General features: G+C 64.8%; 22 protein-coding genes and 1 pseudogene. 10 read left to right on the top strand and 13 right to left on the bottom strand.

Annotated elements, in window-relative coordinates; translation table 11 throughout:
* Positions 1-984: a ferritin-like domain-containing protein gene (locus OKW87_RS07575; protein WP_265543588.1), complete on the bottom strand. Its 984-nt coding sequence runs from the start codon at positions 982-984 to the stop codon at positions 1-3.
* A 176-nt stretch (positions 985-1,160) separates the two neighbouring features.
* Here OKW87_RS07575 and OKW87_RS07570 point away from each other — a divergent pair, with 176 nt between their 5' ends.
* Positions 1,161-1,880, top strand: a complete 720-nt coding sequence (locus OKW87_RS07570) for a Crp/Fnr family transcriptional regulator (RefSeq protein ID WP_265543587.1) — start codon at positions 1,161-1,163, stop codon at positions 1,878-1,880.
* A gap of 7 nt (positions 1,881-1,887) precedes the next feature.
* Here OKW87_RS07570 and OKW87_RS07565 read toward each other — a convergent pair whose 3' ends face one another.
* From OKW87_RS07565 to OKW87_RS07540, 6 genes and pseudogenes are all read right to left on the bottom strand, one after another.
* Positions 1,888-2,601 (bottom strand): anti-sigma factor, encoded by a 714-nt coding sequence (locus OKW87_RS07565; protein WP_265543585.1) that lies wholly within the window; start codon positions 2,599-2,601, stop codon positions 1,888-1,890.
* Positions 2,594-3,148, bottom strand: a complete 555-nt coding sequence (locus OKW87_RS07560) for a sigma-70 family RNA polymerase sigma factor (protein WP_265543584.1) — start codon at positions 3,146-3,148, stop codon at positions 2,594-2,596. The genes OKW87_RS07565 and OKW87_RS07560 overlap by 8 nt, the downstream gene beginning before the upstream one ends.
* A gap of 203 nt (positions 3,149-3,351) precedes the next feature.
* Positions 3,352-3,750: a hypothetical protein gene (locus OKW87_RS07555; protein ID WP_265543583.1), complete on the bottom strand. Its 399-nt coding sequence runs from the start codon at positions 3,748-3,750 to the stop codon at positions 3,352-3,354.
* 137 nt (positions 3,751-3,887) lie between these two features.
* Positions 3,888-4,307 (bottom strand): annotated as a pseudogene (locus OKW87_RS17525) (hypothetical protein); the annotation flags it as partial.
* A 226-nt stretch (positions 4,308-4,533) separates the two neighbouring features.
* The gene (locus tag OKW87_RS07545) at positions 4,534-4,704 is read right to left on the bottom strand and encodes a hypothetical protein (protein ID WP_265543579.1); all 171 of its coding nucleotides are present in this window, start codon (positions 4,702-4,704) and stop codon (positions 4,534-4,536) included.
* Positions 4,701-5,339: an anti-CBASS protein Acb1 family protein gene (locus OKW87_RS07540; protein WP_265543577.1), complete on the bottom strand. Its 639-nt coding sequence runs from the start codon at positions 5,337-5,339 to the stop codon at positions 4,701-4,703. Before OKW87_RS07540 ends, OKW87_RS07545 begins: the two co-directional genes overlap by 4 nt.
* 355 nt (positions 5,340-5,694) lie before the next feature.
* Between OKW87_RS07540 and OKW87_RS07535 the strand changes: the two genes are divergently transcribed.
* Complete coding sequence (locus OKW87_RS07535; RefSeq protein ID WP_265543575.1) at positions 5,695-6,633, top strand: PEPxxWA-CTERM sorting domain-containing protein; 939 nt, start codon at positions 5,695-5,697, stop codon at positions 6,631-6,633.
* A 280-nt stretch (positions 6,634-6,913) separates the two neighbouring features.
* Here the strand turns inward: OKW87_RS07535 and OKW87_RS07530 are convergent, their stop codons facing one another.
* From OKW87_RS07530 to OKW87_RS07520, 3 genes are all read right to left on the bottom strand, one after another.
* Positions 6,914-7,141, bottom strand: coding sequence for a hypothetical protein (locus OKW87_RS07530; protein WP_265543574.1), 228 nt, complete (start codon positions 7,139-7,141; stop codon positions 6,914-6,916).
* A gap of 337 nt (positions 7,142-7,478) precedes the next feature.
* A complete protein-coding gene (locus tag OKW87_RS07525; protein ID WP_265543571.1) occupies positions 7,479-7,775 on the bottom strand; it encodes a hypothetical protein in 297 nt (98 codons plus the stop codon).
* A gap of 50 nt (positions 7,776-7,825) precedes the next feature.
* On the bottom strand, positions 7,826-7,981 hold the full coding sequence (locus OKW87_RS07520) for a hypothetical protein (RefSeq protein ID WP_265543569.1): 156 nt from the start codon (positions 7,979-7,981) through the stop codon (positions 7,826-7,828).
* A gap of 334 nt (positions 7,982-8,315) precedes the next feature.
* On the opposite strand from OKW87_RS07520, the gene OKW87_RS07515 reads away from it, so the two are divergent.
* The 7 genes from OKW87_RS07515 to OKW87_RS07485 all read left to right on the top strand — a co-directional run bounded on the left by OKW87_RS07515 (position 8,316) and on the right by OKW87_RS07485 (position 19,037).
* Entirely contained in the window at positions 8,316-10,271 is a 1,956-nt protein-coding gene (locus OKW87_RS07515; protein WP_265543568.1) for a glycoside hydrolase family 127 protein, read from the top strand.
* A 344-nt stretch (positions 10,272-10,615) separates the two neighbouring features.
* Positions 10,616-13,432: a TonB-dependent receptor gene (locus OKW87_RS07510; RefSeq protein ID WP_265543566.1), complete on the top strand. Its 2,817-nt coding sequence runs from the start codon at positions 10,616-10,618 to the stop codon at positions 13,430-13,432.
* Between the two features lie 146 nt (positions 13,433-13,578).
* A complete protein-coding gene (locus OKW87_RS07505) occupies positions 13,579-14,625 on the top strand; it encodes an arabinan endo-1,5-alpha-L-arabinosidase (RefSeq protein WP_265543564.1) in 1,047 nt (348 codons plus the stop codon).
* A 58-nt stretch (positions 14,626-14,683) separates the two neighbouring features.
* Complete coding sequence (locus OKW87_RS07500; RefSeq protein WP_265543562.1) at positions 14,684-14,905, top strand: hypothetical protein; 222 nt, start codon at positions 14,684-14,686, stop codon at positions 14,903-14,905.
* Between the two features lie 25 nt (positions 14,906-14,930).
* A complete protein-coding gene (locus tag OKW87_RS07495; RefSeq protein ID WP_265543560.1) occupies positions 14,931-16,493 on the top strand; it encodes an alpha-N-arabinofuranosidase in 1,563 nt (520 codons plus the stop codon).
* Between the two features lie 57 nt (positions 16,494-16,550).
* The gene (locus tag OKW87_RS07490; RefSeq protein ID WP_265543559.1) at positions 16,551-17,582 is read left to right on the top strand and encodes an arabinan endo-1,5-alpha-L-arabinosidase; all 1,032 of its coding nucleotides are present in this window, start codon (positions 16,551-16,553) and stop codon (positions 17,580-17,582) included.
* A gap of 27 nt (positions 17,583-17,609) precedes the next feature.
* A complete protein-coding gene (locus OKW87_RS07485) occupies positions 17,610-19,037 on the top strand; it encodes a glycoside hydrolase family 43 protein (RefSeq protein ID WP_265543557.1) in 1,428 nt (475 codons plus the stop codon).
* A 24-nt stretch (positions 19,038-19,061) separates the two neighbouring features.
* Here OKW87_RS07485 and OKW87_RS07480 read toward each other — a convergent pair whose 3' ends face one another.
* The 3 genes from OKW87_RS07480 to OKW87_RS07470 are packed head-to-tail and all read right to left on the bottom strand — an operon-like array spanning position 19,062 to position 22,806.
* A complete protein-coding gene (locus OKW87_RS07480; protein ID WP_265543554.1) occupies positions 19,062-21,071 on the bottom strand; it encodes a M3 family metallopeptidase in 2,010 nt (669 codons plus the stop codon).
* Positions 21,064-21,879 (bottom strand): transglutaminase-like domain-containing protein, encoded by an 816-nt coding sequence (locus tag OKW87_RS07475; RefSeq protein WP_265543552.1) that lies wholly within the window; start codon positions 21,877-21,879, stop codon positions 21,064-21,066. Before OKW87_RS07475 ends, OKW87_RS07480 begins: the two co-directional genes overlap by 8 nt.
* The gene (locus OKW87_RS07470; RefSeq protein ID WP_265543550.1) at positions 21,880-22,806 is read right to left on the bottom strand and encodes a transglutaminase family protein; all 927 of its coding nucleotides are present in this window, start codon (positions 22,804-22,806) and stop codon (positions 21,880-21,882) included. It abuts the gene before it with no gap.
* 14 nt (positions 22,807-22,820) lie between these two features.
* On the opposite strand from OKW87_RS07470, the gene OKW87_RS07465 reads away from it, so the two are divergent.
* On the top strand, positions 22,821-23,597 hold the full coding sequence (locus OKW87_RS07465; protein WP_265543549.1) for an N-formylglutamate amidohydrolase: 777 nt from the start codon (positions 22,821-22,823) through the stop codon (positions 23,595-23,597).
* Positions 23,598-23,605: the final 8 nt, after the last annotated feature.

Below are 23,605 nucleotides of genomic sequence, written 5' to 3'. Positions count from 1 at the left end.
TCAGTTGGCTGCGCTCAGGCGCAAGGTCCCGTTGACACCGGCGGGGAAGAAGCCGCCCCCGGTGACCGCAGCCCGATTGAGATAGACAATGTTAAGGACCTGGCCGGGCGAGCGGCTGTAGGCGATCCCGTCGGCGTCCAACGGCGCGATATTGCTCGCGGTTGTTGCGCCCGAACCCGTGGCGCGGACGCCCTGATCCAGGTCGCTCGCACCGTCTAGGCTGTCGCGCGCGCCGGAGACGCTCTCGGTGGCTTCGATGATCGTACGGGTTCCGATCATCGCCGTCGGCGTCGCCATGCCCTTTGCATAGAGCGTCGTGCGGATGATCGCCGCATGATAGGCTTCGACAGCGAGGATGCCCGCTGCGGCTTCGAGAAACACCTTGTTCGCCAGCAGCGGCGACGCACCCTTATAGGCAGTGACGCCGACGTCCTCGAATATGAAGGCGGCGAGCAGAAAAGCCTCGTCGCTCGCATAAGGGTCAAACGAAGCACCGGCCGGGATCAGGCCGGACGCGCGGGCGGCGGTAGAAAAGGCGCCGTCCGGCGTCGCGCCGATGTCGATGGCCGGCTGGCCGACCGCGGTCGCGCCGATCGCGCTGCGCAGAAAGGTGACATGGGCGATCTCGTCGGCAGCGATCTCGCGGGCATACTGCGCCACCACTGGATCCGTGAAGGTCACGCGGCGACCGCCGGTGGCCGTGCCCGTGGCGCCAGGGCCGCTCAACAGGTTGGCGGGGAGTCCGACGCCATTGGCCGCGAACGAATAGAATTGCGCCTCGAGATATTCGAGGTTGAGCGCGAAATTGAGAATGTCGGCGTCGCTTGGCGCCGCTTGAGCGGAGAGCGGATCGCTCTTGGTGGCGAGCACGAAGCCGCCGGCGACCGCCGAGGCAGTCCCAAACGCCTTGAAAAAATCGCGCCGTGAGTCCCGGCGCTTGGCGCGCGCATCGAAGGCCTCGAGCAATTCGGTATCCGTCGTCATGTCGGCAGCCTCCCTGTTTCGTTCCTTCGCCCAACCCGACCGGGAGCTGGCAAGTTCCGCTAAATGGGGGCGTCGGTACGCTGGCGTACGCAGTGCATCTTTTTCCGATTTTGCGCCGAATCTTTTTCATGGTCGTAAATGAACTGAGATTGTCGCCTTTTCGACGCGCGCACGCCGTGACGCCGAGGCCGCATGGCAACTTGCTGCTGCGCTCGCTGGCGCCCGGAGACCTTCGTCTCCTCGCCCCGCATCTGAAGCGCATCAGCTTCGGGCCCGGCGAGCGCGTCGCCAGTCCACAGGAGCAACTGGATCAGCTGCTCTTCCCCGAAAGTCTGCTCGTCACCTACCATGAGCCACGCATTGCCGACGATCGCGCGCATGTTGGCATGGTCGGGCGGGAGGGCATGGTGGGCTGGCCGCTTCTGCTGGGTGGCGACCGTTCATCCTTCCTCGCCATCGCTCAGCTCCAGGGCGGAACCGCGCTCTCGATCCGAAAGCATATCCTCCTCGAAGCCTGCCGCATCAGCGCGTCGCTCAGCCCGGCCCTGCTGCGCTACGTGCACAATTTCATGATGCAGCTGGCATGCACGATCGTTTCGAACGCGTCGGATCCGATCGAGCGGCGCGTGGTGCGCTGGTTGCTAATGATGCACGATCGCACCCCGGAGGATGTCCTGCCGCTGACGCATGATCATGTCAGCAGCGCGCTCAATGTGCGCCGCGCGAGCGTGACCGATTGTTTCCACATCCTCGAGGGAGAGGGCCTGCTCCGATGCATGCGCGGCAGGATCGCGATCCGAGATCGGGCGGGGCTTCAGGCACTGGCCGGCGATTCCTACGGCATGGTCGAGGGGCATTATGCCAGGGACATCGGCCCGTTCGGCAGGGCCGCCTGACCGATCGCTACAGTACGGAGAGCGGCGCCGTGCCCAATATGTCTCCCGTCGGGGCGCTGTGCGGTGCGCCATCCGCCGGCTCGTACGTGACTGCGATCACCGATCCCGGGCGCAGATAGTCGCGGGTCCGCGCGTCCGCGGCGATGTCGCTGGTTCCATTGCGACCGATCAAGCCCAGCGAATGCGGCACGCCGCCGGCAGGGATGACCCACAGCTCGGGCTCGCCCGCGCCGTCCGGAAGGTCGAGTGAGCGGACGCGCAGGTTGCCCGTTGCCACATTCACTCGCACGACCAGCAGTGCCTGGCCCGATTTGTCGAGCAATTGGGCGACTGCCACGGGCTGCGCCGCGGGTCGCGGTGGGACGGGCTGCGGCGCGTCCGGCGGCGCGAACAAGAGCGCAAGTGCCAAGGCTGCGGCCACGGCGGAGGCGGAAAGCGCGCCGGTCCGCCACGCGCGCAGCCTGCGCACGATTCCGTCGGGCGCCCGATCCTCGATCTGGGATTCGATGCGCGTCCAGAGCGCCGGCCCCGGCTCCGCGTCGGGCAGGTGGGCAAGCATCGGCACGAGGCGATCCTGCCAGGCAGCCACGGCGACCCGGAAGCTACGGTCCGAGAGCTGGAGGCGCAGCGCACGCACGCGCTCTTCACCCTCCAGCACGCCGAGCGCGAGCTCGGCGGCGAGCAGATCGAGTTCGTCGGCGGAAAGCGCTTCGTCAGGCATCTTCGATGCACTTTCTCAGCTGGGCAAGCCCGCGGCGGACCCAGCTCTTCATCGTGCCCAGCGGCACGCTCGCCCGCGTCGCGAGCTCGGAATAGGTAAAGCCCTCCATGAAGGCCGAACTGATCGACGACCGGGGTTCGCTCTCCAGGCTGTTCAGGCATTGGTGGAGCAGCCGGTGGCGCTCCTCCACGTCCGATCCGAGCTCTCCCGCTTCGGCGGGCATTACATCGCCCGCCGCGCGCACCGCCGCCTCATAGCGTCCCGACGCGCGCTGCCAGTCGATCGCCCGATTCCGCGCGATCATGCAGAGCCAAGTGATCGGGCTCGCTTTCTGCGGATCGAAGGCGGCGGCATTCTGCCAGACCTTCAGATAAACCTCCTGCACCACGTCCTCGGCAAGCGCGCGATCGGGCAGGAAGTGCAGGCAGATGCCGAAAAGCTTGGCGGAGGTCAGATCATAGACCGTGCGCAACGCCGCCTTGTCCCCTTGGGCAACGCGCGCGAGCTCTGCGCTGAGAAGCGCCCGGGCGGGTTCGGTAAACGACATGCGGGCCTGCATTGCCGTTATGGGAAGCCATTGCAAGGTGGATTGTTCGCTGCAGAAGTGCTTTCGCAGGTTCTGACGAGACGGGCCGAGATCGCGGCGCAGCACGACGCCGAACCGCTTGAAAGTGGGGTCGCTGCCAGAGGCTGGGAATAATCTGCGTGCACGAGCATGGTGAGGCCGATTCCGTCGGGTCAGAGCGACGCTCATCCGTTTCCGCCCGATCGATGGCGCACTCCTATCTTGCCAAGCGCTTCCATCAGCGTGGCGGGATCATAGGGCTTGGGGATCACGCCGATCTCGCCAAGCGCTTCCATCAGCGTGGCGGGATCATAGGGCTTGGGGATCACGCCGATCTTAGAGTTGGACGACGGCCTTGATGGGGGGGCCGCCGCCCGAGGACTGTTTACCATATGCATGATCGTGAAGCTATAGACCTCAATGATGTCCAACGCGGCGCGCTCCCATGGCGCGAACACCGGGGCATAGGCGGCCTGGTAAAGGTTCGTGGCCATGACGGCGGGCGGGGCGATGTCCCGCAGCACGATCTGGCGGCGGCGCGGGTTGCGGGTGCGGCGGAAGAGGGCGCGAAGATCGTAGCGCATCAGCGCCCTGGATTCTGGCGCGTGAACATGTCCTCGGCGGAGGTGTTGAGCGGCGCGACGCCTCGCGACGCGAGGCGGGCGTGGTGATTGCGGGGGCGGGGGGGCGGGGGGCGATGGTGAGGGCCATGCTCACACCTTTACCTCTTCGAAAATCTCCGGCCCGAGCCGCGGCGCGCCATGGAAAGGCTCGACCTTAGACAGGTCCAGACCCTCGGGCGCCGATCGGTGATCGTCACATGCGGCTGATACTCGTCGAAGTCGTGGCTCGCAGCGTTACGGATCATCTCCTCGTGACGCTAGGACAGGCGCGAGGAATTGAACAGCAGCACGATCGCGCCTTTCTCGCCGAGCGGCTCGACGATGCGCGCACCACCGGCAGGGACAATCAACTCGCCCTTGTCGTTCCCCTCCCACGGCGCTCCCATCTTCATCCAGTCGACGCGCTGGCGGCTGTAGCAGACGGTTATGTGGATATCATCAGCCGGCGTGGTAGCCTCGAACCCTTGCGCGTTTGCCCAGGCGATGAATTCGGCGGCGTTTAGAAGCTTGCGCTGGACGTAGAGCGTGCGGGGGTGGCATCGTTGAAGCGCGCGTCATTCCCAGCAAGACGACGGGGAGCGCTTCCACCGCCCCCCGAACCCCGTAGAACGGGATCACCTTCTTCCGTCAGTTTGCTGGGATCGGTGTCCTCGGGTTCGGCGGCCAGTCCGAAGCGTTTACTCCGTCGAACGCATCCATGATCGCGGGGACTCCGGCCCAGTTGACCCGAAAATCGCTGATCGTCTAGCCGGCGCGGTCCTTCTCTGCGGCGGCACCATAGACGGAGGCGTTGAGCATGCTCTCGCCCGTCGCGATCGTCGAGATGCGCGCATTGAGCTTCGCCTGTCCGTCGGCGGTCGTGGTGTAATTGATGATGTTCGTAATGCCGATGCGGAGCCGCTGGGCCTTCTTCACCAGCTCGGAGAACCAGGCCTTGGTATCGTCGGTGCGCTGGCCTTCACGGAAGATTTGTTCGAGGCGACAGTCGCCCCAAATGCATCCTCGTCGCTAATTGCGATGGCGCCGGCGGCAATCGGGTCGCCCCGGAAAGCGATGACGCGGCTGGGGTGGATCTTGGTCTGCTTGTCGCCGAATACGTAGAAGGCGGGCAGGCCGAAGTTCGGATTGGTGATCTCTTTCGCCACGTCGAGGAGCGTCAATTGCGTTCGATAGACCACATTGACGGCGGCCAGTGCGCCTTTGGTGATCGTGGCCGGTGCCGGGGCCTCGGGATCGCCGGGCAGCGCAAGGATTAATGCACCACCGCCGATGCCATGCAGGATTTCGGCCTGGCGTACCTTCGCCACGAGCCCGAGCTGCTTCTCCTCGGCGTCAAGTGCGGTGATCTGCTGCTCGTCGGCCTGCCAATCCCGCCATTCCCTGACGCAATCGTCCGCGCAGATGGTGGCTTTGCGCCTCAGGCCGCTGAATTGGTACGCGACGAGCGCGAGCTGCCGGCCGAACATCGCATTGATGAACCCGCCGATTGGACTTTGGCGAAAGGCACTGGCGGCGAGGATTGCAGCGCCGAGGCTATCGGACGTGCGCATCGGGGAGCATGCCGGTGCGGATGCCTTTGGCGCGCCGCGGCTGTCTAGAGTTAGCGAACCGGCCATGGGGGAGGGGTAGGCCGGGGGGTGTGAGGGGGTTACCGCCCTCAGGTCCGAAAGAGCTGGGAACGGCGTGTCCGAACCCACAACGTGCAACATACCTCAATTCGTCGCACGAATGCCCCAACTCGGGACAATTGCGAATCGCGGCTCCTAAACTCTCTTTTTTAGATGAACAGAGTGTTAATCCGGCGTACGGGACCTCATCCGCTGTGAGTCTCGCGGCTGAACTGAATTGGCAACGAACATAAAAGCGCCTGGTCCGGGCGGATCGTTGTAAAAGGGGGAACTGCACGTGAAGGCTTCTACCACGATCATGTACGCTCTCGGCGCTGCTGCCGCGGTCATGACTACACCTGCCGTACTGGCGCAATCTAATCAGACCGTAACCAGCACTTCGCAGAACGTTTTCGTCGGCGGCGTGAACTTCACGGCTGGTACTCCGGTCGGAGAGAACACTGGCGGTGGCTCTGCCGCGGTGACGTCTGTGCGCCCGAACGCTGTGGCAGGAGATACTGGTTCCCTTGAGATCCACGGCGACCGCAGCCGCTACGTGATTGGTGACCTCTATGGCACGACTGCCTCGCCCAGCATCAAGCTGAGCGATCTCAGCTCGTTTACGTTCAACTGGAACGTCGATCAGACTACTGGTTCGCAGCTTCACGCAGCGCCAGTCGCACGGGTGATCGTTGCTGACACGGGCGGGGCCCGGACCGAACTGATCTGGGAACATGTGTACAATGGCGGCGCCAGCGGGGTGCAGCCGCCGCTTGATGTCTGGAACAATGCTGGCGCAGGCGATGTATGGTACGCAAACCTTCGTGCGCCGGGCGGGGCAGTGCTCAGCACCTTTGAGAACAACAGCCAGGCCGACACTACGGGGTTCGGCGTACTTTTCCCGAATGGAGCCGGCGCCGGTGTTCTTGCACTTAACGGCAATCAGCTGAATATGCAGCTGTCGAGCTGGGCGCAGTACTTCTCCACCGATGCCAGGGTCGTGGGGCTTAGCTTTGGTGCGGGTAGCGCCTTCGGCGCTGGCTTCACCGGCTTTGTCGACAACGCTCAGTTCACTACGAACCTTGGCACCGACACGGTCAACTTCGAGAAAACTGCCGCTGTCAGCGCGGTACCCGAGCCCGCCACCTGGGCGATGATGTTGATCGGTTTTGGCGCGATCGGCACTTCGATGCGGCGCCGCAAGTCCAAGCTCACCACAAATGTCGCCATCGCATAAGCTTGAAAGCATCCTCTAGGCTAAGCAGAATACCGTCGTCCCTGTAGACCGGGACGACGGTTTTCGTTTTGACCTCTACGGCGACCATCAACCCGCTTAACTAGATTTCTTCATATCCATTGAAGTATCGACCGCAGCGCCCATATTTTATAGCGACTGGAGCCCTCGCCGGCTTCGGTCTTCCCCGAGCCGCCGGTGCGTTTATTCCCTTGTCCGTACCGACGGACGAAGGGCTGCGGGCGCTCACGGAAGTGACGCCCGCAGTTACATTGCATCTCGATCAGATCAGCGCATCGATGTCATATCCAGCCTTGCCCAGCGCGAGCTCATTCAGCGCATCAGCGAACGCATCCACCTGGTCGTCGTTCGTCGCCGCGGGGAAGGTACAGACCTCGTCGAGAAACGCGTCGCTCCACGGCCCGCGCAGCAGCTTTATGCTGCCGGCCTCGGCCTCGGCCTGGGCGGACGCCGGGCGCGCGCGGACCGACTTTTCGCCGGTCGCCCGCAACGATTTCACGGCATTGCCCGTGAGGAGCTTGATCTTGGTCGCGGTGTCTGCGGGATGTGCGTCATGGAAGTCGATGACTTCGACGCGATCGCCGGGGCCACTGGCCCGAGCTCTGGCAGGGCGACGAGCGACCCAAGGCCATCGCCGCGGTCGAGGAGGCGCTGCGGGGTAGCACGGGTCGCAACGACTGCCGGCAGCGCCCGAAGCTTCTGCCGAAGGGTCATTGGGGGTGAGCGGCGGCAAGGATAGACGGCAGAATCCTCCCGCTATGCCAGACTGGGTCGATCTGTCGTGAGCTGGCACGCGAATCGGAGGCGCGTATCTGTAACCGCAAGCATCAGTCCGAAAAAGGCGCTCCAGCTATGGCTCGACCATCTCCCCGCACCGGCGTGTAGGAGAAGGAGAAGTGCGCCTCTCCGCGGAAGCCCTTGCGCTCCATCCAAAGCTCGATGTCGTCCATCTCGGTGGGCTGGCCCCCATAGGCTCGCTCGACGATCGGGCGCAGGTCGTCGTGGAGTTCGTACCAAACCTCGAAAAAGTCGCGCCCCATCGCTTTCGGGTGCTTCGACGCCAGGATTTCGCCATAAACGTCATTGTGCAACAAGGTGCGCTCGTGCCCCCAACTGATGAACATGGGCTGGCTGAGCCCAGCATCCCCTCGGCCAGCATGCGTAGTGCTGCGGGCTAGGCGGTGAAGGCGCCAAGCGGCGTCTTTGCCCAATCGTGCGCGCGGATCAACGCGCCGTTATTGCCGTCGCCTGCAAACCGCATCGCGGCCTCCGTGGCCCCCTGGTCGGCAAGGTTTGCAGGCGAGGGATTATTCTGATCGTTTGATCGCACCGCATCTCTTCTCGTCATCGCCCCCCGGCAGGAAAGTCCACAGAGAGGTGACTATGGGACGCCAAAGGAATTCGCCTTTGTTTACAATATGTTAGTCGGTATGACTGTGTGCAGAACGGCACTAGCAAACCGCGTGATCTCCGCAGGTTCCATTTCTGGATTGCAATTCGACCCGACTGGTTATCGCATATGTCGTCGTCGGCTTGCTGCCCATCAATGCGTTTCGGAGCGCTGAAGCCGAACCGAAAGAACCCACGGCCGCCCGATTGACGACTGGCGTTGCAAAGGTGCTTTACTGCTCGAAGCGACAGTCCAGCCAAGGTGAATGATCTCGATGCGCCAGACCTCACCTGCCCGATACCCACGCCGGCGGTTTCTTGCGGGTGCCGGCACCGGCGCGCTCGTGGCGGGAGTCGGGAATGCGATGCCGGCGCACGCTTTCTCCCTTCCTGGGCAAGGGTTGCCGGTGGAGGCCGTCGCCAAGGCGCAGCCCTTCGACATGGCCGACGTGACGCTGGGGGAGGGGCCCTTCCTCCACGCGCAGCGGATGACCGAGGCTTATCTGCTTAGCCTGCAGCCCGACCGCATGCTCCACAATTTCCGCAAGAATGCCGGCCTGGAGCCCAAGGCGCCCATCTATGGTGGCTGGGAATCGGAGGCGATGTGGGCGGACATCCATTGTCATGGCCACACACTTGGCCACTATCTCTCGGGGGCCGCGCTCGCCTATCGCTCAACCCTGGACAAGCGCTTCAAGCAGCGCGTCGACTATATTGCGAAAGAGCTCGCGGCGTGCCAGGCGGCGGCGGGCAGCGGGCTGGTCTGCGCCTTTCCCGAGGGGCCGGCACTGATCGCGGCGCATCTGCGGGGGGAAGCGATTACCGGGGTGCCCTGGTATACGCTGCACAAGGTCTATGCAGGCCTGCGCGACGCGGCGCTGCTGGCCGACTGCGCGGCCGCACGCGCGGTGCTGCTGCGACTGGCGGACTGGGGCGTCGTCGCCACCCGGCCGCTGTCCGACGCCGCGTTCGAGGCGATGCTGGCTACCGAACATGGCGGCATGAACGAGATCTATGCCGACCTCTATCTGATGACCGGCAATGCCGATTATCGCGCCCTTGCCGAGCGCTTTTCGCACAAAGCGATCCTCGATCCCCTGGCGAAACGGCAGGATCGGCTCGACGGGCTGCACGCCAACACCCAGGTCCCGAAGGTGGTCGGCTTTCTGCGGGTCTACGAAGCGACAGGCGAGACCAAATATCGCGATGCCGCCGGATTCTTCTGGCGCACGGTCGCTCTTACGCGCTCCTTCGCGACCGGCGGGCATGGCGACGGCGAGCATTTCTTTCCGATGGCGGACTTCGCGGACCACGTCTTCTCGCCCAAAGCGTCGGAAACCTGCTGCCAGCACAATATGCTCAAGCTGGCGCGCGCGCTGTTCCTGGACGATCCGCGCGCCGAATATGCCGATTATTACGAGCGCACGCTCTACAACGGCATCCTGGCCTCGCAGGATCCGGATTCGGGAATGACGACCTACTTCCAGGGCGCACGCCCGGGTTACATGAAGCTCTACCATACGCCCGAGGATTCCTTCTGGTGCTGCACCGGAACGGGCATGGAGAACCACGTAAAGTATCGCGACTCGATCTACTTCCACGACGAGACCGCGCTCTATGTGAACCTGTTCCTGCCCTCGTCGGTCGCATGGAGGGCCAAAGGGGCGCTGCTCACCCAGACGACCCGCTTCCCCGATGCGCCCACGACGACGCTGCGCTGGACGCTGGGGCGCCCGACCAAACTGACGCTCAAGCTGCGGCATCCGCGCTGGAGCCGAAACGCGACGGTGCTCGTCAACGGCGCCGAAGCCGCGCGATCGAACGATGCCGGCAGCTATATCGCGCTTGCCCGTACCTGGCGTAGCGGCGACCAGGTCGAGTTGCGGCTGACAATGGAAGTCGCGACCGACCATGCGCCGGCCGCAGCGGACATCGTCGCCTTCACCTATGGGCCGCTGGTGCTCGCCGCCGATCTGGGGCGCGAGGGGTTGGCGCCCGGTGCCGACATCGTCGTCAACGAGCGCAACTATGGCAGCTACAACGATAGCGCGTTCGATGCGCCGACGCTTGCCGGCGATCCTGCGAGGCTTGCCGGATCGATACTGCCTTCGGGACGGCCGCTGGAATTCATGATCGCTTCGGCCGAAGGGGCGCCGGTGCGGCTGATCCCGTACCACCAGATCGCGCATCAGCGCTACGCGACCTATTGGAAGATATCTCCCAAAGCGTAGCATTTTGGCGCTGTATGTTTTCGATGGACCGCCCGGGCTTCCGCGGCGGGCGCATATCCGCGCGTGATTGCGGGGCGGGCCACTGACCCCTCAGCATCTGCCGCCATCTCCGATCCGAGGCATCACGGCGAGAACCTGTCTCCGTATCGATACGGTGCAGCCAATATGCTCGCAATGCCGTAACGGCAGCGATCTCGGGGGGGCCTCGATAACATTATATGGGACAGCGGGTGGGATACTCCTAAGTCTCATATGTCTGACAAGTACCTTGCCTGAATGTCGGGATCCTTTTATCGAATATGCAGCCGCACGAGACGATGCGCGCAATAACAGGGAGAGGGAAAATGAAGGCGAAGGCACTTCTGTACGCATCTGTCGCGACCTTGGCGCTGGCCGGCATGGCCCCGCTTGCCGCGCAGGCGGCGCCGGTTTCGGGTGGCGAAGGGCAGGATCTGCCCAAGCCGACCACCGCGTCGGACCAGAATGCGAACCCCGCAGCACCGCAGCCATCGGTTCAGGAAAGCCCCACCGAAGACGAAGCGATCGTCGTCACCGGGCTTCGCCGCAGCCTCGAATCGGCGCAGGCGGTCAAGCGGAACTCCGATGGGATCGTCGACGCGATCGTCGCCGAGGATATCGGCAAGCTTCCCGACACCTTCGCGTCCTCCGCGCTCGCACGCGTCTCGGGCGTGCAGGTCAATCGCGGCGGCGGCGAGTCTGCGGGCGTCACGGTCCGTGGTCTGCCCGACATCAGCACGACCTATAACGGCCGCGAGATATTCACGGCCGAGGGCCGCTTCGTCCAGATCCAGGATTTTCCGGCGGGCACCGTCGCGGCGCTCGAAGTCTATAAGTCCGGCACGGCCAATCTGATCGAGGGCGGCATCGGCGGCCAGGTCAACGTGCGGGGGCGCCGGCCGTTCGATTTCGACGGCTTCGAGATTTCCGGCTCGCTCAACGGCGTGAACTGGGAGCAGTCAGGCAAATTGTCGTGGAACGGCAATCTGCTGGTCAGCGATCGCTGGGACACCGGCATCGGCGAGATGGGCCTGCTGGTGAACGCATCCTATGTCGGCATCAACTTCCTCGATTCGACGCGCGAACAATCGCTGGTGATCGGAACCACGAGCCCGACGAGCGCGCCCGGCACCACCGGCGGCGTCCGCTTCCCCGACGCCCAAGGCATGTTCCTGGGATATGGCGATCGCTTCCGCCCCTCGGTGAACGCGGCGTTCCAGTGGAAGCCGACACCCGAGCTCGAAATTTATGTCGACGGCCTGTTCCAGGGCTATCGCGGCGAAGATACCAACCGTTGGCTGTTCGTGCCGATCTTCGGGGACATTCGGCTGAGCAATCTGGTGACCCGTCCAGGCAACGCCAACCTCGCAGAGAGCGCCACCGTGAGCAACGCAGCCGCTCCCGACGGCTATTACGGTGCAGCCAAGGGCAAGACCGACACCTATCAGGTGGGCGGCGGTGCCGTCTGGAAGCGCGGAGGTCTGCAGATCTCGGGTGACGTCGCGTTCACCGACAGCAAATACACCTTCGATCTGGTCAACATCGACTATGCATTCGCCAGTTCGCCAGTGCGCAACGTTTCGTTTAACGCTGCCGAAGACGGCGGTGCGTCGTTCAATTTCCTCAACTTCGATGCGACCAACCCGGCCAATTTCCTGAGCCGCGGGCTCTACCAGCAATATTTGCAGGTCAGCGGCAAGGACATGCAGGCGCGCGCCGACCTTTCCTATGATTTCGCCGAAGGGTTCCTGAAGCGACTTCAATTCGGCGTTCGCTACAACGATCGCGACGCGGGGCGGACGTTCGGCGATTCCTACGTCAACAATCTCGGTGCGCAGCTTCCGCTCTCGCGGTTGCCGGTGAGTTTCTCCACCGGATTGCCCGGCTTCAAGAATACGAGTTCGCAGCCGGTGCGCACCTACACCTTCATTCCGCAGGAAAGCATCCGCGAGAATCTGCCGGCGCTGCGGCAGTTCTTCGGACAGCCGGCGTCGCTTCCGGCCGACAACCCGACCGAAGCCTTCAACGGCAACGAAAAGGCGCTCGCCGTCTATGGTCAGCTGAAATATGGCGTGGATATCGGCGACATGACGCTCGACGGGCTTGTCGGTCTGCGTGCGGTTCGGACCCAGACCGAGATCAGCGGCTTCCTGCGCCAGCCCGACGGCAGCATCGCGCCGACTACGCAGGACAATGAATATTGGGACTATCTCCCCAATGTCAGCGCGCGGCTTGCCTTCTCGCCGGAAGTGCAGCTTCGCCTGGCCTATACCGAAACGCGCACGCGCCCGGGCTTCTTCTCGCTCCGGCCGGCGCTCACCATAAACCAGCCGGCGGGCAACCAGAGCCCGATCACGCTGACCGACGGCACCACGACGACCAATTACCGCACTGCCAATGGCGGCAACCCGGACCTGACGCCGCTGACGTCGCAAAATTACGATGCGAGCCTGGAATGGTATTTCTCGCGCAGCGGCTCGCTGACCGGCGCGATCTTCCGGCGCGATGCCACGGGGTTCATCTTCAACGACTTCAGGAACGTGCCCGACCCGATTTATAACGCACTGCGGATCGACCAGCCGCTCAACTCGGGCCGCACGCGCTTCCAGGGCGCCGAAATCTCCTTCACCACCTTTCTCGATTTCGAGGGGCTGCCCGATTGGGCAAAGGGTTTCGGCGTGCAGGCGAACGGGACCTATATCGACTCGAAGGGCGATCTCTCGCCGCGCTTCAACACGCTGCTCGACAACGAGCAGGTGCCGTTCAACGGCGTGTCGAAATGGACCTATAATCTGGTCGCGCTGTACGAACGGCCCTTCTTCTCGGCGCGCCTTGCCTATAATTATCGGTCGGACTTCGTAGTCAACTATACCGAAGAAGCGTTCGACGTCGGCCCCAGCTACACCGTCGCGGGCCAGAACGACCCGCGCATTCGCGGCATCACCGAGCGCGGCCGCGGGCAACTCGATTTCTCGACCACGCTCACGCCGTTGCCCAACGTCACGCTCGCTTTCGATATCGTGAACGTGCTCGGCAATCCGCTCCAGCGCTATCGCCAGTTCAACGATACGGGGGAGGCGTTCGAGCGCCAAACGATCTATCTCGAGCGCACTTACTCGCTGGGCGTGCGGTTCCGCTTCTGACCGCGGCGGGGAGGGAGATCGATGTTGCTCAGTATTTCCCTCGCTGCGCTCAGCCTGACGCTCCTGTTCCCCGCGCCGTCGGTCGCGGGTGGGCCGGACGCGCGGGCAAACAGACCGGTCGACCTCCTCGAACATGTCGCGCGAGCATGTCGGGTTCGTTGACCAGCTTGAGCCGGCGCGGGCTGCTTTCGATCGGCGTGGCGGGCGCCGGCGCGGCGCTTGCCCGTCCCGTGCTCGGGGAGCCTGCCACGCTCAACGCCCAGCTTTCGGGCTATCTCGACGGGCTGCATGATCCGGTGATGATCCGTGACGGTGATATCTATCACGTCTTCGGATCGGGCGGCTGGACCGGCAAGGCTGGACTGAGCTGGCGGATCTCGAACGACCTTCATAGCTGGCGCGACAATGGCTCGCCCTTCGATTCGGTGCCCGATTGGGCCGCGAAGGCGATACCCGACGCGCGCGCGATCTGGGCGCCCGACATCCAGTTCGTCGATGGGCTGTTCCGGCTCTATTATTCGGTATCCACCGCGGGTTCGATGCGCTCGGTCACGGGCTTCGCGACCAGCCCGACGCTCGATCGCGGGAGCGCGCGCTATGGCTGGACCGATCATGGCCTGGTCGTCGAGTCCTTCGCCGGAGGCACTTACAACGTGATCGACGCCAATTTCGTCGTGGATTTCGCGGGCGACCACTGGCTGGCGTTCGGCAGCTATTGGAGCGGCCTCAAGCTGGTCGCGCTGGACAAGAAGAGCGGCAAACCCAAGGCGGGCGCGCCGATCCATCCGATCGCCTATCGACCACCCGCCGCGCCCGGCGGCGACGAGCCGGTCGAGGGCGCCTTCCTCTTTCCGCGCGACGGCTATTACTATCTCTTCGTCAGCTACGATTATTGCTGCCGCAAGGAGAAGAGCAATTATTATGTCGCAGTCGGCCGCGCCCGCTCGATCACCGGCCCCTATCTGAGCAAGGAGGGCGAGCCGATTCTGGACGGCCACGGCACCGTCGTCCTCGCCGAAACTCCCTGGGGATCGACCAATTGGCGCGGACCTGGACATTGCGGGCTCTACCGCGACCGCACCCGCGATCTCATCGTCTACCACGCCTATGACGTGGCCAATGCGGCGCGCCCGACGCTGCGACTGGCCGAATTGGCATGGGACAAAGAAGGCTGGCCGATCGCGCTGGCATGAACCGGAACGCCGGACCTGGAGCCCTGAGGCGCGGGGACGCCCTGCTTGCCAGGTCGTCATGCGATCTCAGGCACCGCAGTCTCGCGGGCCGATCCTCCGGGGCGATGCGTGGTTCAAGGTGCCCGGGCAGTATCGCCTTTTCAAGAAGCTCAGGACCGGCCGTTGGTGCATTGCCTATCATCGCCGCGAAGGCGAGAAGGGCCAGGGTCCCTACCGCGGCGATCGCCGCATCGTTATCCAGAAGCTGGGCGATGGTGCCGATCGGATGACGGGCGTATAAAAATGAAACGACCAGGAGAGAGACAATGATCGCTGCCCTCAGGCGTACTGCCCTGGCCCTGCTGCTTTCGACGGCAGCGGCGGGCGCGCATGCCCAGACCGCGACGCCGGCTCCCACGACCACCATCGCCGTGAAGGGCGACCAACCCGGCCCGGTCTATGACCGGCGGATGTTCACGCAATTCGCCGAGCATCTCGGCACCGGCATCTATGGCGGGCTTTGGGTAGGGGCCGATTCCAAGATTCCCAACACCCGCGGTTTCCGCAACGATGTCGTGCGCGCACTCAAGGAATTGGGGGTGCCGACGATCCGCTGGCCCGGCGGCTGCTTCGCCGACGAATATCATTGGCGCGAAGGTGTGGGGCCGCGGGCGAAGCGCCCGGTCAAGATCAACACCCATTGGGGCGGCGTGACCGAGCCGAACACCGTCGGCACGCACGAGTTCATGGACCTAACCGAACAGGTCGGCGCGGAAGCCTATGTCGCGGGCAATGTCGGCAACGGCACCCCGCAGGAAATGGCCGAGTGGGTCGAATATATGACCGCGCCGGCCGGCAGCCTCGCCGACGAGCGGGCGCGCAACGGCCGCAAGGCGCCGTGGAAAGTGCCCTTTTTCGGAGTCGGCAACGAGCTGTGGGGCTGCGGCGGCAACATGCGGCCCGAATATGCTGCGGACCTGACGCGGCGCTATGCGACCTTCATCAAGGCCCCCAGCGGCACGCGGATCCTGAAGATCGCCGCCGGCGCCAATGTCGACGATTATCGCTGGACCGAGACGATGATGCGCGAGGCGATCGGCCAGATCGACGCGGTATCACTCCATTATTACACCGTCCCCGGCAATTGGCCGCCGCGCGCCTCGGCGAGCGATTTCGACGAGACGGGCTGGGCGGAGACGCTGGCGGGCGCGGTGCGCATGGACGAGCTCGTCACCAAGCACAGCGCGATCATGGACAAATATGATCCGAAGAAGCGGATCTGGCTCGCGGTGGACGAATGGGGGACCTGGTACGCCGGCAATCCGGGCACCAATCCGGGCTTCCTGCGCCAGCAGAACACGCTGCGCGATGCGCTGGTCGCGGCGATCCACCTCAATGTCTTCGCCAAACATGCCGAGCGCGTCAAGATGAGCGCCATCGCCCAGATGGTGAACGTGCTGCAGGCGATGATCCTGACCGACGGGGCGAAGATGGTGCGCACCCCGACCTACCACGTCTTCCACATGTACAAGCCGTATATGGACGCGACGGTGCTCCCGATCGAAATCAAGTCGCCCTGGTACAACAAGGACCAGTGGACGATGCCGGCGGTCAGCGCCTCGGCGGTGCGCGACAAGGCGGGAGTGGTCCATGTCGGCCTCGCCAACCTCGATCCCAACCGTGCGAACACGGTGACGGTCTCGCTCGCCGGGGTAAATGCGAGCCAGGTGAGCGGGAAGGTGCTGACTGCGCCGGCGATCAACACGCTCAACAGCTTCGATGCGCCCGACACCGTCGCTCCAGTGGCGTTCGACGGGGCGCAGCTGAACGGCGGAACGCTGACCGTCACGCTTCCGGCGAAGTCGGTGGTGATGCTCGATCTGCGATGACTTAGAGGGGCGCTTGGCCGACATGCCGGGCGCCCCGTTCACCTTAAGAGAGGTTCGATGATGGGTTTCCGGCCGCTATTCGCCACTTGCGCTTCGATTGCGCTGCTCGCGGCCTCTGGGGCGTCCGCGCAAACGGCGACTCCCGCGAAGCTCAACGATCGGCTGAGCGGCGATCTGGCGCCGACCCATGACCCGGTGATCGCGCGCGAGGGTGACACTTATTATGTGTTCGGCACCGGCCATGGCCAGCGGCTGATTGAGACCCGCAGCTCGCCGAATCTCGCGCGCTGGACCGCGGGCGCGCCGCTGTTCACTGCGATCCCCGAATGGGGGCAAAAGGCGGTTCCGGGCACCAAGGGCATGTGGGCGCCGGACATCGCCTTCGTGAACGGCCGCTGGCGGCTTTATTATTCGCTGTCGACCTTCGGCTCGAACCGGTCGGCGATCGGGATGTTCACCAGCCCGACGCTCGACCCCAAGGCGCCGAACTATGGCTGGCGCGACGAGGGGCTGGTCGTCGCCTCGGGGCCGTCCGACGATTTCAATGCGATCGATCCCAATTTCGTGATCGACCGCGAAGGCAAGCATTGGCTGTCGCTCGGCAGCTTTTGGACCGGGATCAAGCTGTTCCGCCTCGATCCCGCGACCGGCAAGCCGCTGAACCCAAGCGAGGCGCCGCTTTCGATCGCGCGCCGCCCCGCACCCGCGGGCGGACCTGCGCCGGTCGAGGCGCCGTTCATCGTGCCGCATGGCGACTATTATTATCTGTTCGTGTCCTACGACTATTGCTGCAAGGGCGTGAACAGCACCTATTACACCGTCGTCGGCCGATCGAAGGCGATCGGCGGACCCTATCTCGGCAAGGACGGCAGTTCGCTGATGGACGGGAAGGGCACGGTCTTCCTGCGCGCCGACCTGGAAGAGCAGCAGCGCTTCCGCGGGCCGGGGCACCCGGGGTGGCTGCGCGACAAGGACGGTCGCGAGTATGTCGTCTATCACGCCTATGACAAGGAAAGCCGCGGCGCGCCGACGCTGCGCATCGCTCCGGTACGCTGGGGCGCCGACGGCTGGCCCATCGCCGACTATTGATTTGCCCGCACAGCCAAGGGAGCCGACATGATCGACCTGAACCGCCGACTGTTCCTCGCCGGTGCCGCCGGCACCGCGATCGCGGCGCGTGCCTCCGCGTCCGGCCTCGCGCCTGCGGCCGATCCGAGCGCGGTTCCGGTGAATCCGCTCGTCCGCCAGCGCGCCGACGCGCAGATATTCCGCCATAGCGACGGCTTTTATTATCTGACCGGCTCGGTGCCCGAATATGACCGGCTGGTGCTGCGCCGTTCGCGCACGATCGCCGGGCTGGCGACCGCCGAGGAGCGCGTGCTGTGGCGGCACCAGACGAGCGGGCCGATGTCCGGCTACCTCTGGGCGCCCGAATTGCACCTGATCGACGGCAAGTGGATCATGTACTTCGCAGCCGGCCCCAGCGGCGGCGGCGAGGACGTGTTCCGCATCCGTACCTATGCAGTGGTCTGCGACGGCCCCGATCCGATGGCGGGCAGCTGGACGGTGCTCGGCAAGCTCGAGACGCCCTGGGACGGCTTCAACCTCGATTCGACCGTATTCGACCATCGCGGCGTGCGCTATCTCTGCTGGGCCGAGCGCGAGCCGGGGATCGCCACCAATTCGAACCTCTATCTGGCGCCGCTCGCCACCCCGCTGACGCTCGGCGCGAAGCCCGCGCGGCTGACCGTGCCGACGCTCGATTGGGAGATCCGCGGGTATAAGGTCGCCGAGGCCCCGGCGCTGCTCGCGCGCAACGGGCGGTTGTTCCTCACTTATTCGGCGAGCGCCACCGACGCGCGCTATTGCCTGGGCATGCTGACCGCGGCCGACGACGCCGACATCATGAACCCGGCGAGCTGGACCAAATCCCCCGAACCCGTCTTCACCACTTCGCGCCTGACCAATGTCTATGGCCCCGGCCACAATAGTTTCACGGTGGACGAGCAGGGCCGCGACCTGCTCGTCTATCACGGACGCGACTATGAGAAGATCGAGGGCGATCCGCTGCTCGATCCCAATCGCCACACCCGCGTCCAGCGCATCTATTATCGCGACGACGGCACGCCGGACTTCGGCATTCCCGTCGGCAATGGGCCGGTCCCCGATCGATTCAGCCCGCTCGGCGCGTCTGGGTCGTTCATCCGCCACGAGGGCGCCGCGATGCTGGTGGGCAAGGGGTCGATCGCGTCGAGCCAGTTCCGCCAGATCCCCAGCCCATTGGGCGGCGGCGCGGTCTCGCTGGAACCGATCGATGCGCCGGGCCAGCTTGTCGCTGCCTTTGCCGATGGTCGCGTCGCTTTGATCGCCGGAGACGCCAGCCCCGCAACGGCGCGTGCCACCGCCTTCCTGCGCACGCAGGTCGGCGAAAAGGGCGTCCGCTTCGCGCTCGCGGCGCGCCCGAAGGTCTTCCTGCGCCACGCAGGCGGTGCACTGCGCGGCGGAAGTGGAGCGGGCTCCGAGTCGGTCTTCACGATAAGCTGACCGGCCGTCCCACGCCGGCCATTCTCAACCGAACCCGCGCAACTGCAACAACGCGGCTTCGTCCGGGTCGCGGCCGCGAAAGGCGATGAACGAGTCCGCCGGGTCGCGGCTGTTGCCTGGCGCGAGAACTTCCTTGCGGAAGCGGGCGGCCAGCGCCGGGTCGAAGATGCTGCCCGCCTCGCCGAACGCTGCGAAGGCGTCGGCATCGAGTACTTCGGACCAGAGATAGGAATAGTAAGCGGCGGCATAACCGCCGTCGAAGACATGGGTGAAGTGCGCCAGGCCATGGCGCGGAACGATGATCGCGGGCATCGCGATCCGCGCGAGGATTTCGGCCTCGAGCGCCCTGGAATCGGGTGCGGCGTCGGCGCTGCGGTGCAGCTCGAGGTCCAGGATTGCCGAGGCGAGGAATTCGACCGTCGCAAAGCCCTCGCCGAAATCGTCGGCCTGGCCGATCGCGGCGATGAGCGCGGGGGGAACGCCGAACCCCGCCAGCGTCTCGGGCGCGACGATCCAATGCTCCATGAACTTGCTGGGAAACTCGACGAAATCGCGAGGGACCGCGGTCCCGGCCTGGCTCGGATAAGTCACGTCGGACAGCAAGGCATGCAGCGCGTGGCCGAATTCGTGGAACAGCGTGCGTGCCTCGTCGATCGATAGGCCGGTGTCGGCGCCGGGGGGCGCCTTGGCGAAATTGGCGACGAGATAGGCGATCGGAAGGACCGGGCCGTCGATCTTCTCCTGCACGCGCAGCGAGCCCATCCAGGCGCCGCCATGCTTGCCCGCGCGGGCGAGATAATCGGTGTAGAGCAAGCCGAGCGGCGTCCCGTCGGTCTCGCTCACGGCCCATGCGGTGACGTCTTCGTGCCAGCCGGGGAGATCGGTTCGCGGCTGGAAACGCAGGCCGTAGAGGCGCGACGCCGTGCCGAAAGCGGCTTCGCGCACGCGATCGAGGGTGAGATGCTTCTTCACTTCGCCGCCGTCGAGCGCGTAGCGATCGCGCCGGACCTGCTCGGCATAGAAGCGCCAGTCCCAGGGCGCGAGGGTGATGCCGTCGGCGTCTGCGAGCCGCTGCAGTTCCTCCTGCTCGGCCTGCGCCTGGCGCAATGCGGGGGTCCAAACGCGCATCAGCAGTCCCGATGCCGCCTCGGGCGTTTTAGCCATGCTGTCGACCAGGGCATAATCTGCATAGCTGGGATATCCGAGCATCGCCGCGCGCTCCTGACGCAGCGCCAGAATGGCGTCGACCAAAGCGCGATTGTCGTGCGGGCCGCCGTCACACCGGCCGGTAAAGGCGCGCCACATCGTCTCGCGCAGGTCGCGTCCGCGCGAGAAAGTGAGCAGGCCCTCAGCGTCGCCGCGATCGAGCGTGAACAGATAGCGGCCGTCGTGACCGCGCTCGGTCGCGCTACTCGCCGCTGACTCGCACATCGGCTGCGGCAGGCCGTCGAGATCGTCCGCGTCGAGCAGCAGCTCCCATTCGTCGGCGGCGGCGAGCACATTCTGGCCGAACTGGGTGCCGAGCGCCGAGAGCTGCTGGGAAAGCTCGGCGAATCGCGCCTTGCCGGCCGCGTCGAGCAGCGCGCCGCCGTCGACGAAGCCCCGATAGCGGTCGTCGACCAAGCGCATCTGCGCTTCGTCGAGGCCGGCGGACTCGCGCGCCTCCCACAGCGATCGTATCCGGGCGAACAGCTTCGCGTCGTGCGAGATCGCCGTGCCGTGCGCCGTCAGCATCGCCGAGATGTCGGTCTCGATCGCGCGCATTGCCGCGTCAGACCGTGCCGAGGAAAGCGTCCAGAAGATGCGCCGGATCCGCGCGAGCCGGGCACCGCTACGCTCGAGTTGGGCGATGCTGTTGTCGAAGGTCGCCGGAGCAGGATCGTTCGCGATCGCCGCGATCTCCGCCTTGGCCTCGGCGAGCGCGGTGCGGAAGGCGGGAAGAAAATCCGCGGTATCGATCCGGGCGAAATCGGGCGCGCCGAACGGCAGCGCGCTTTCGTCGAGCAAGGGGTCGGCTTCGAGCAGCTCAATCACGCGCCGGCACCTCATCGGTGAAGACGTCGAAGCCCACCAGTTGCGCGGGGCCGAAGGTGTTGGTGAGCGCCGTATCGGTTGCGTCGCGGCCGCGCGCCATCAGGATGCGGCCGATCCGGGGCTGATTGTGGCGCGCGTCGAACGTGTGCCAGGTCCCGCCCAGATAGACGTCGAACCAAGCCGAGAAGTCCATCGGCGCGTCGACGACGGGCACGCCGATATCGCCGAGATAGCCGGTGCAATAGCGCGCCGGAATGTTCATGCAGCGGCACAGCGTGATCGCGAGATGAGCGAAATCGCGGCACACGCCCTGCCGCTCCTGATGCGCATCCCAGGCGGTCTTGGTCGAGCGGGCGAAATGATAGCCGAACTCGATATGATTGTGGGTGAAGGCGACGATCGCCTGGACCCGCTCCCAGCCGGCTGGGATGTGGCCGAACAACGACCATGCCGTCTCCGACAATCGATCGGTTTCGCAATAGCGACTGCCTAGCAGGTAGACGAGTACGTCGTCGGGCAGGTCTTCGACGGCGTGCTGGATCGCGTCCGGGGTCGCGCGATCCGGGAGCCCGTCATCCTCGATCGTGAAGTCGCAGCGCAAAGTCAGCCCGCCAGCCGGCACCGTCACTCGCGTGCAGACATTGCCGAATGAGTCGACATAGTCGTAGATCGGGACTGCCGGCGTGGCCTCGATCCGATGTTCGGTCTGGAGATCCTTGTGCCGCGACGGGTGGATGCTCAGCATCGCCAGCATCGGGGTTTCCACCTCGGTTTCGTACCGGATTTCATATCCCGCGCGGATCAGCATTCATCGTATCTTTCGTGAGCCGTTGGCGGCGATTGGGGTGTCATCAGCCGAAACTCCTTGATCCACCGAAATGTTCACGGAGACCTCCATGTCCAGGAAACTGCCAGGAAATCCCGACCAGGTCCCCGATACCGGCACCGCCTGATAGATGTCGCGCGCCACCGCCACGCGGATCAGCCCGCGGCTGCCGACGATGCCGTTGGTCGGATCGAACTCGACCCAGCCCGATCCCGGCAGATAGACTCGCACCCAGGCATGGGTATTGCCGCCACCGGTGCGCTGGTCGCGCGCGGACGGGTTATAGACATAGCCAGAGACGAAGCGCGCGGCGAAGCCAAGCGCGCGCGCCGCCTCGATCATCAGCATAGCATAGTCGCGGCAGGTGCCCTTGCGGCGGGCGAGCGTTTCGATCGGCGTCTGGGTGCCCTTTTCGGGGCGGGGGACGTAGGTGAATTCGCGTTTGATCGCGGTCGTCATGTCCGAGAGCAGAGCGAGCGTCTCGGTATGCCCGGTTGGGCTGATGAAGCGCCGCGCCCAGCCGTCGATCTGCCGCTGCGGATCGAGATGCTGGCGCTCGATCGAGCGCAGCAGGTCGGGCATCTCTTCCGAAGAGTAAGTGAAGGGATAGAGCCGCGCATATTCCTCGATGTCGACATGCTCGACTTCGGCGGGAGCGTGCAGCACCTGCACCCGGCTGTCGATCACCAGCCGCTTGGCGCGCCGATTGAACGTCGCGATCGCCACCGAATTGCCGAACACGTCCTGCAGCCAGCGCAGATCGGAGGGGGGCGGATCGATATGCAGATCGGCGTCGATCAAATGCTGGTCGTAGCTCTCGCGCGGCCGAACCATGATCCGGTGCTCGCCGAATGACACGGGCTGGCGGTATGTATAGGAAGTCACATGCGAAAGATTCAGAAGCGGCATCGGACACTCGTTGCATGAACGGCCAGCCAAGCCAATCGCTGCTTGCGCCGCAGGACCCACCGCCGGTTCGAATGTTCAATCCGGGGCGTGAAGCATCGTTCCTGCTGATCGGCGATCATGCCGGCAATGCGATCCCTTCGGCGCTGGGCACGCTGGGGCTCGATCAGGCAGAGCGCGAACGGCATATCGCCTGGGACATCGGGATCGCGGGGCTCGGGCCGCTGCTTGCCGAGAGGTTGGACGCGACCTTTATCAGCCAGGCCTATTCGCGACTGGTGGTCGACTGCAACCGGGGGCTCGATGCCCCGGACGCGATTGCGGAAGCGAGCGACGGCATCCGGATTCCCGGCAATGTCGGGTTGCGTCCGGAGGATCGCGCAGCGCGCTTTGCGGAAATTCACGAACCCTATCATCATGCGATCGCCGCCGAGCTGGCGCGGCGCGACGGGCTGGGGATCGAGACGATCCTGGTGGCGCTGCACAGCTTTACGCCCGCGATGGGCGGGAAGGCGCGCCCTTGGCAGATCGGCATCCTCCACGATCGTGGAAACGCGACGCTTGCCCGGACGGTGCTGGACGCGCTGAGAGAAAAACGCGATCTGGTCGTCGGCGACAACGAGCCCTATGCGATGGACGGGATCGACTATACCGTCCCGCGGCACGCCTATCCCGCGCGGCCCTATGTCGAAGTGGAGATCCGCCAGGATCTGCTGGCCAGCGCGGACCAGCAGGCTGATTGGGCGCGGATACTGGCCGAAGCGCTGATGGATTCCGCAACGGGGAAGGGATAAAGATGGTC

The organism is Sphingomonas sp. M1-B02, from assembly GCF_026167525.1.
Classification (GTDB): Bacteria; Pseudomonadota; Alphaproteobacteria; order Sphingomonadales; family Sphingomonadaceae; genus Sphingomonas.
The sequence above is the reverse complement of the archived record's forward strand: the minus strand, read 5'-3'. Positions and strand labels throughout refer to the sequence as shown.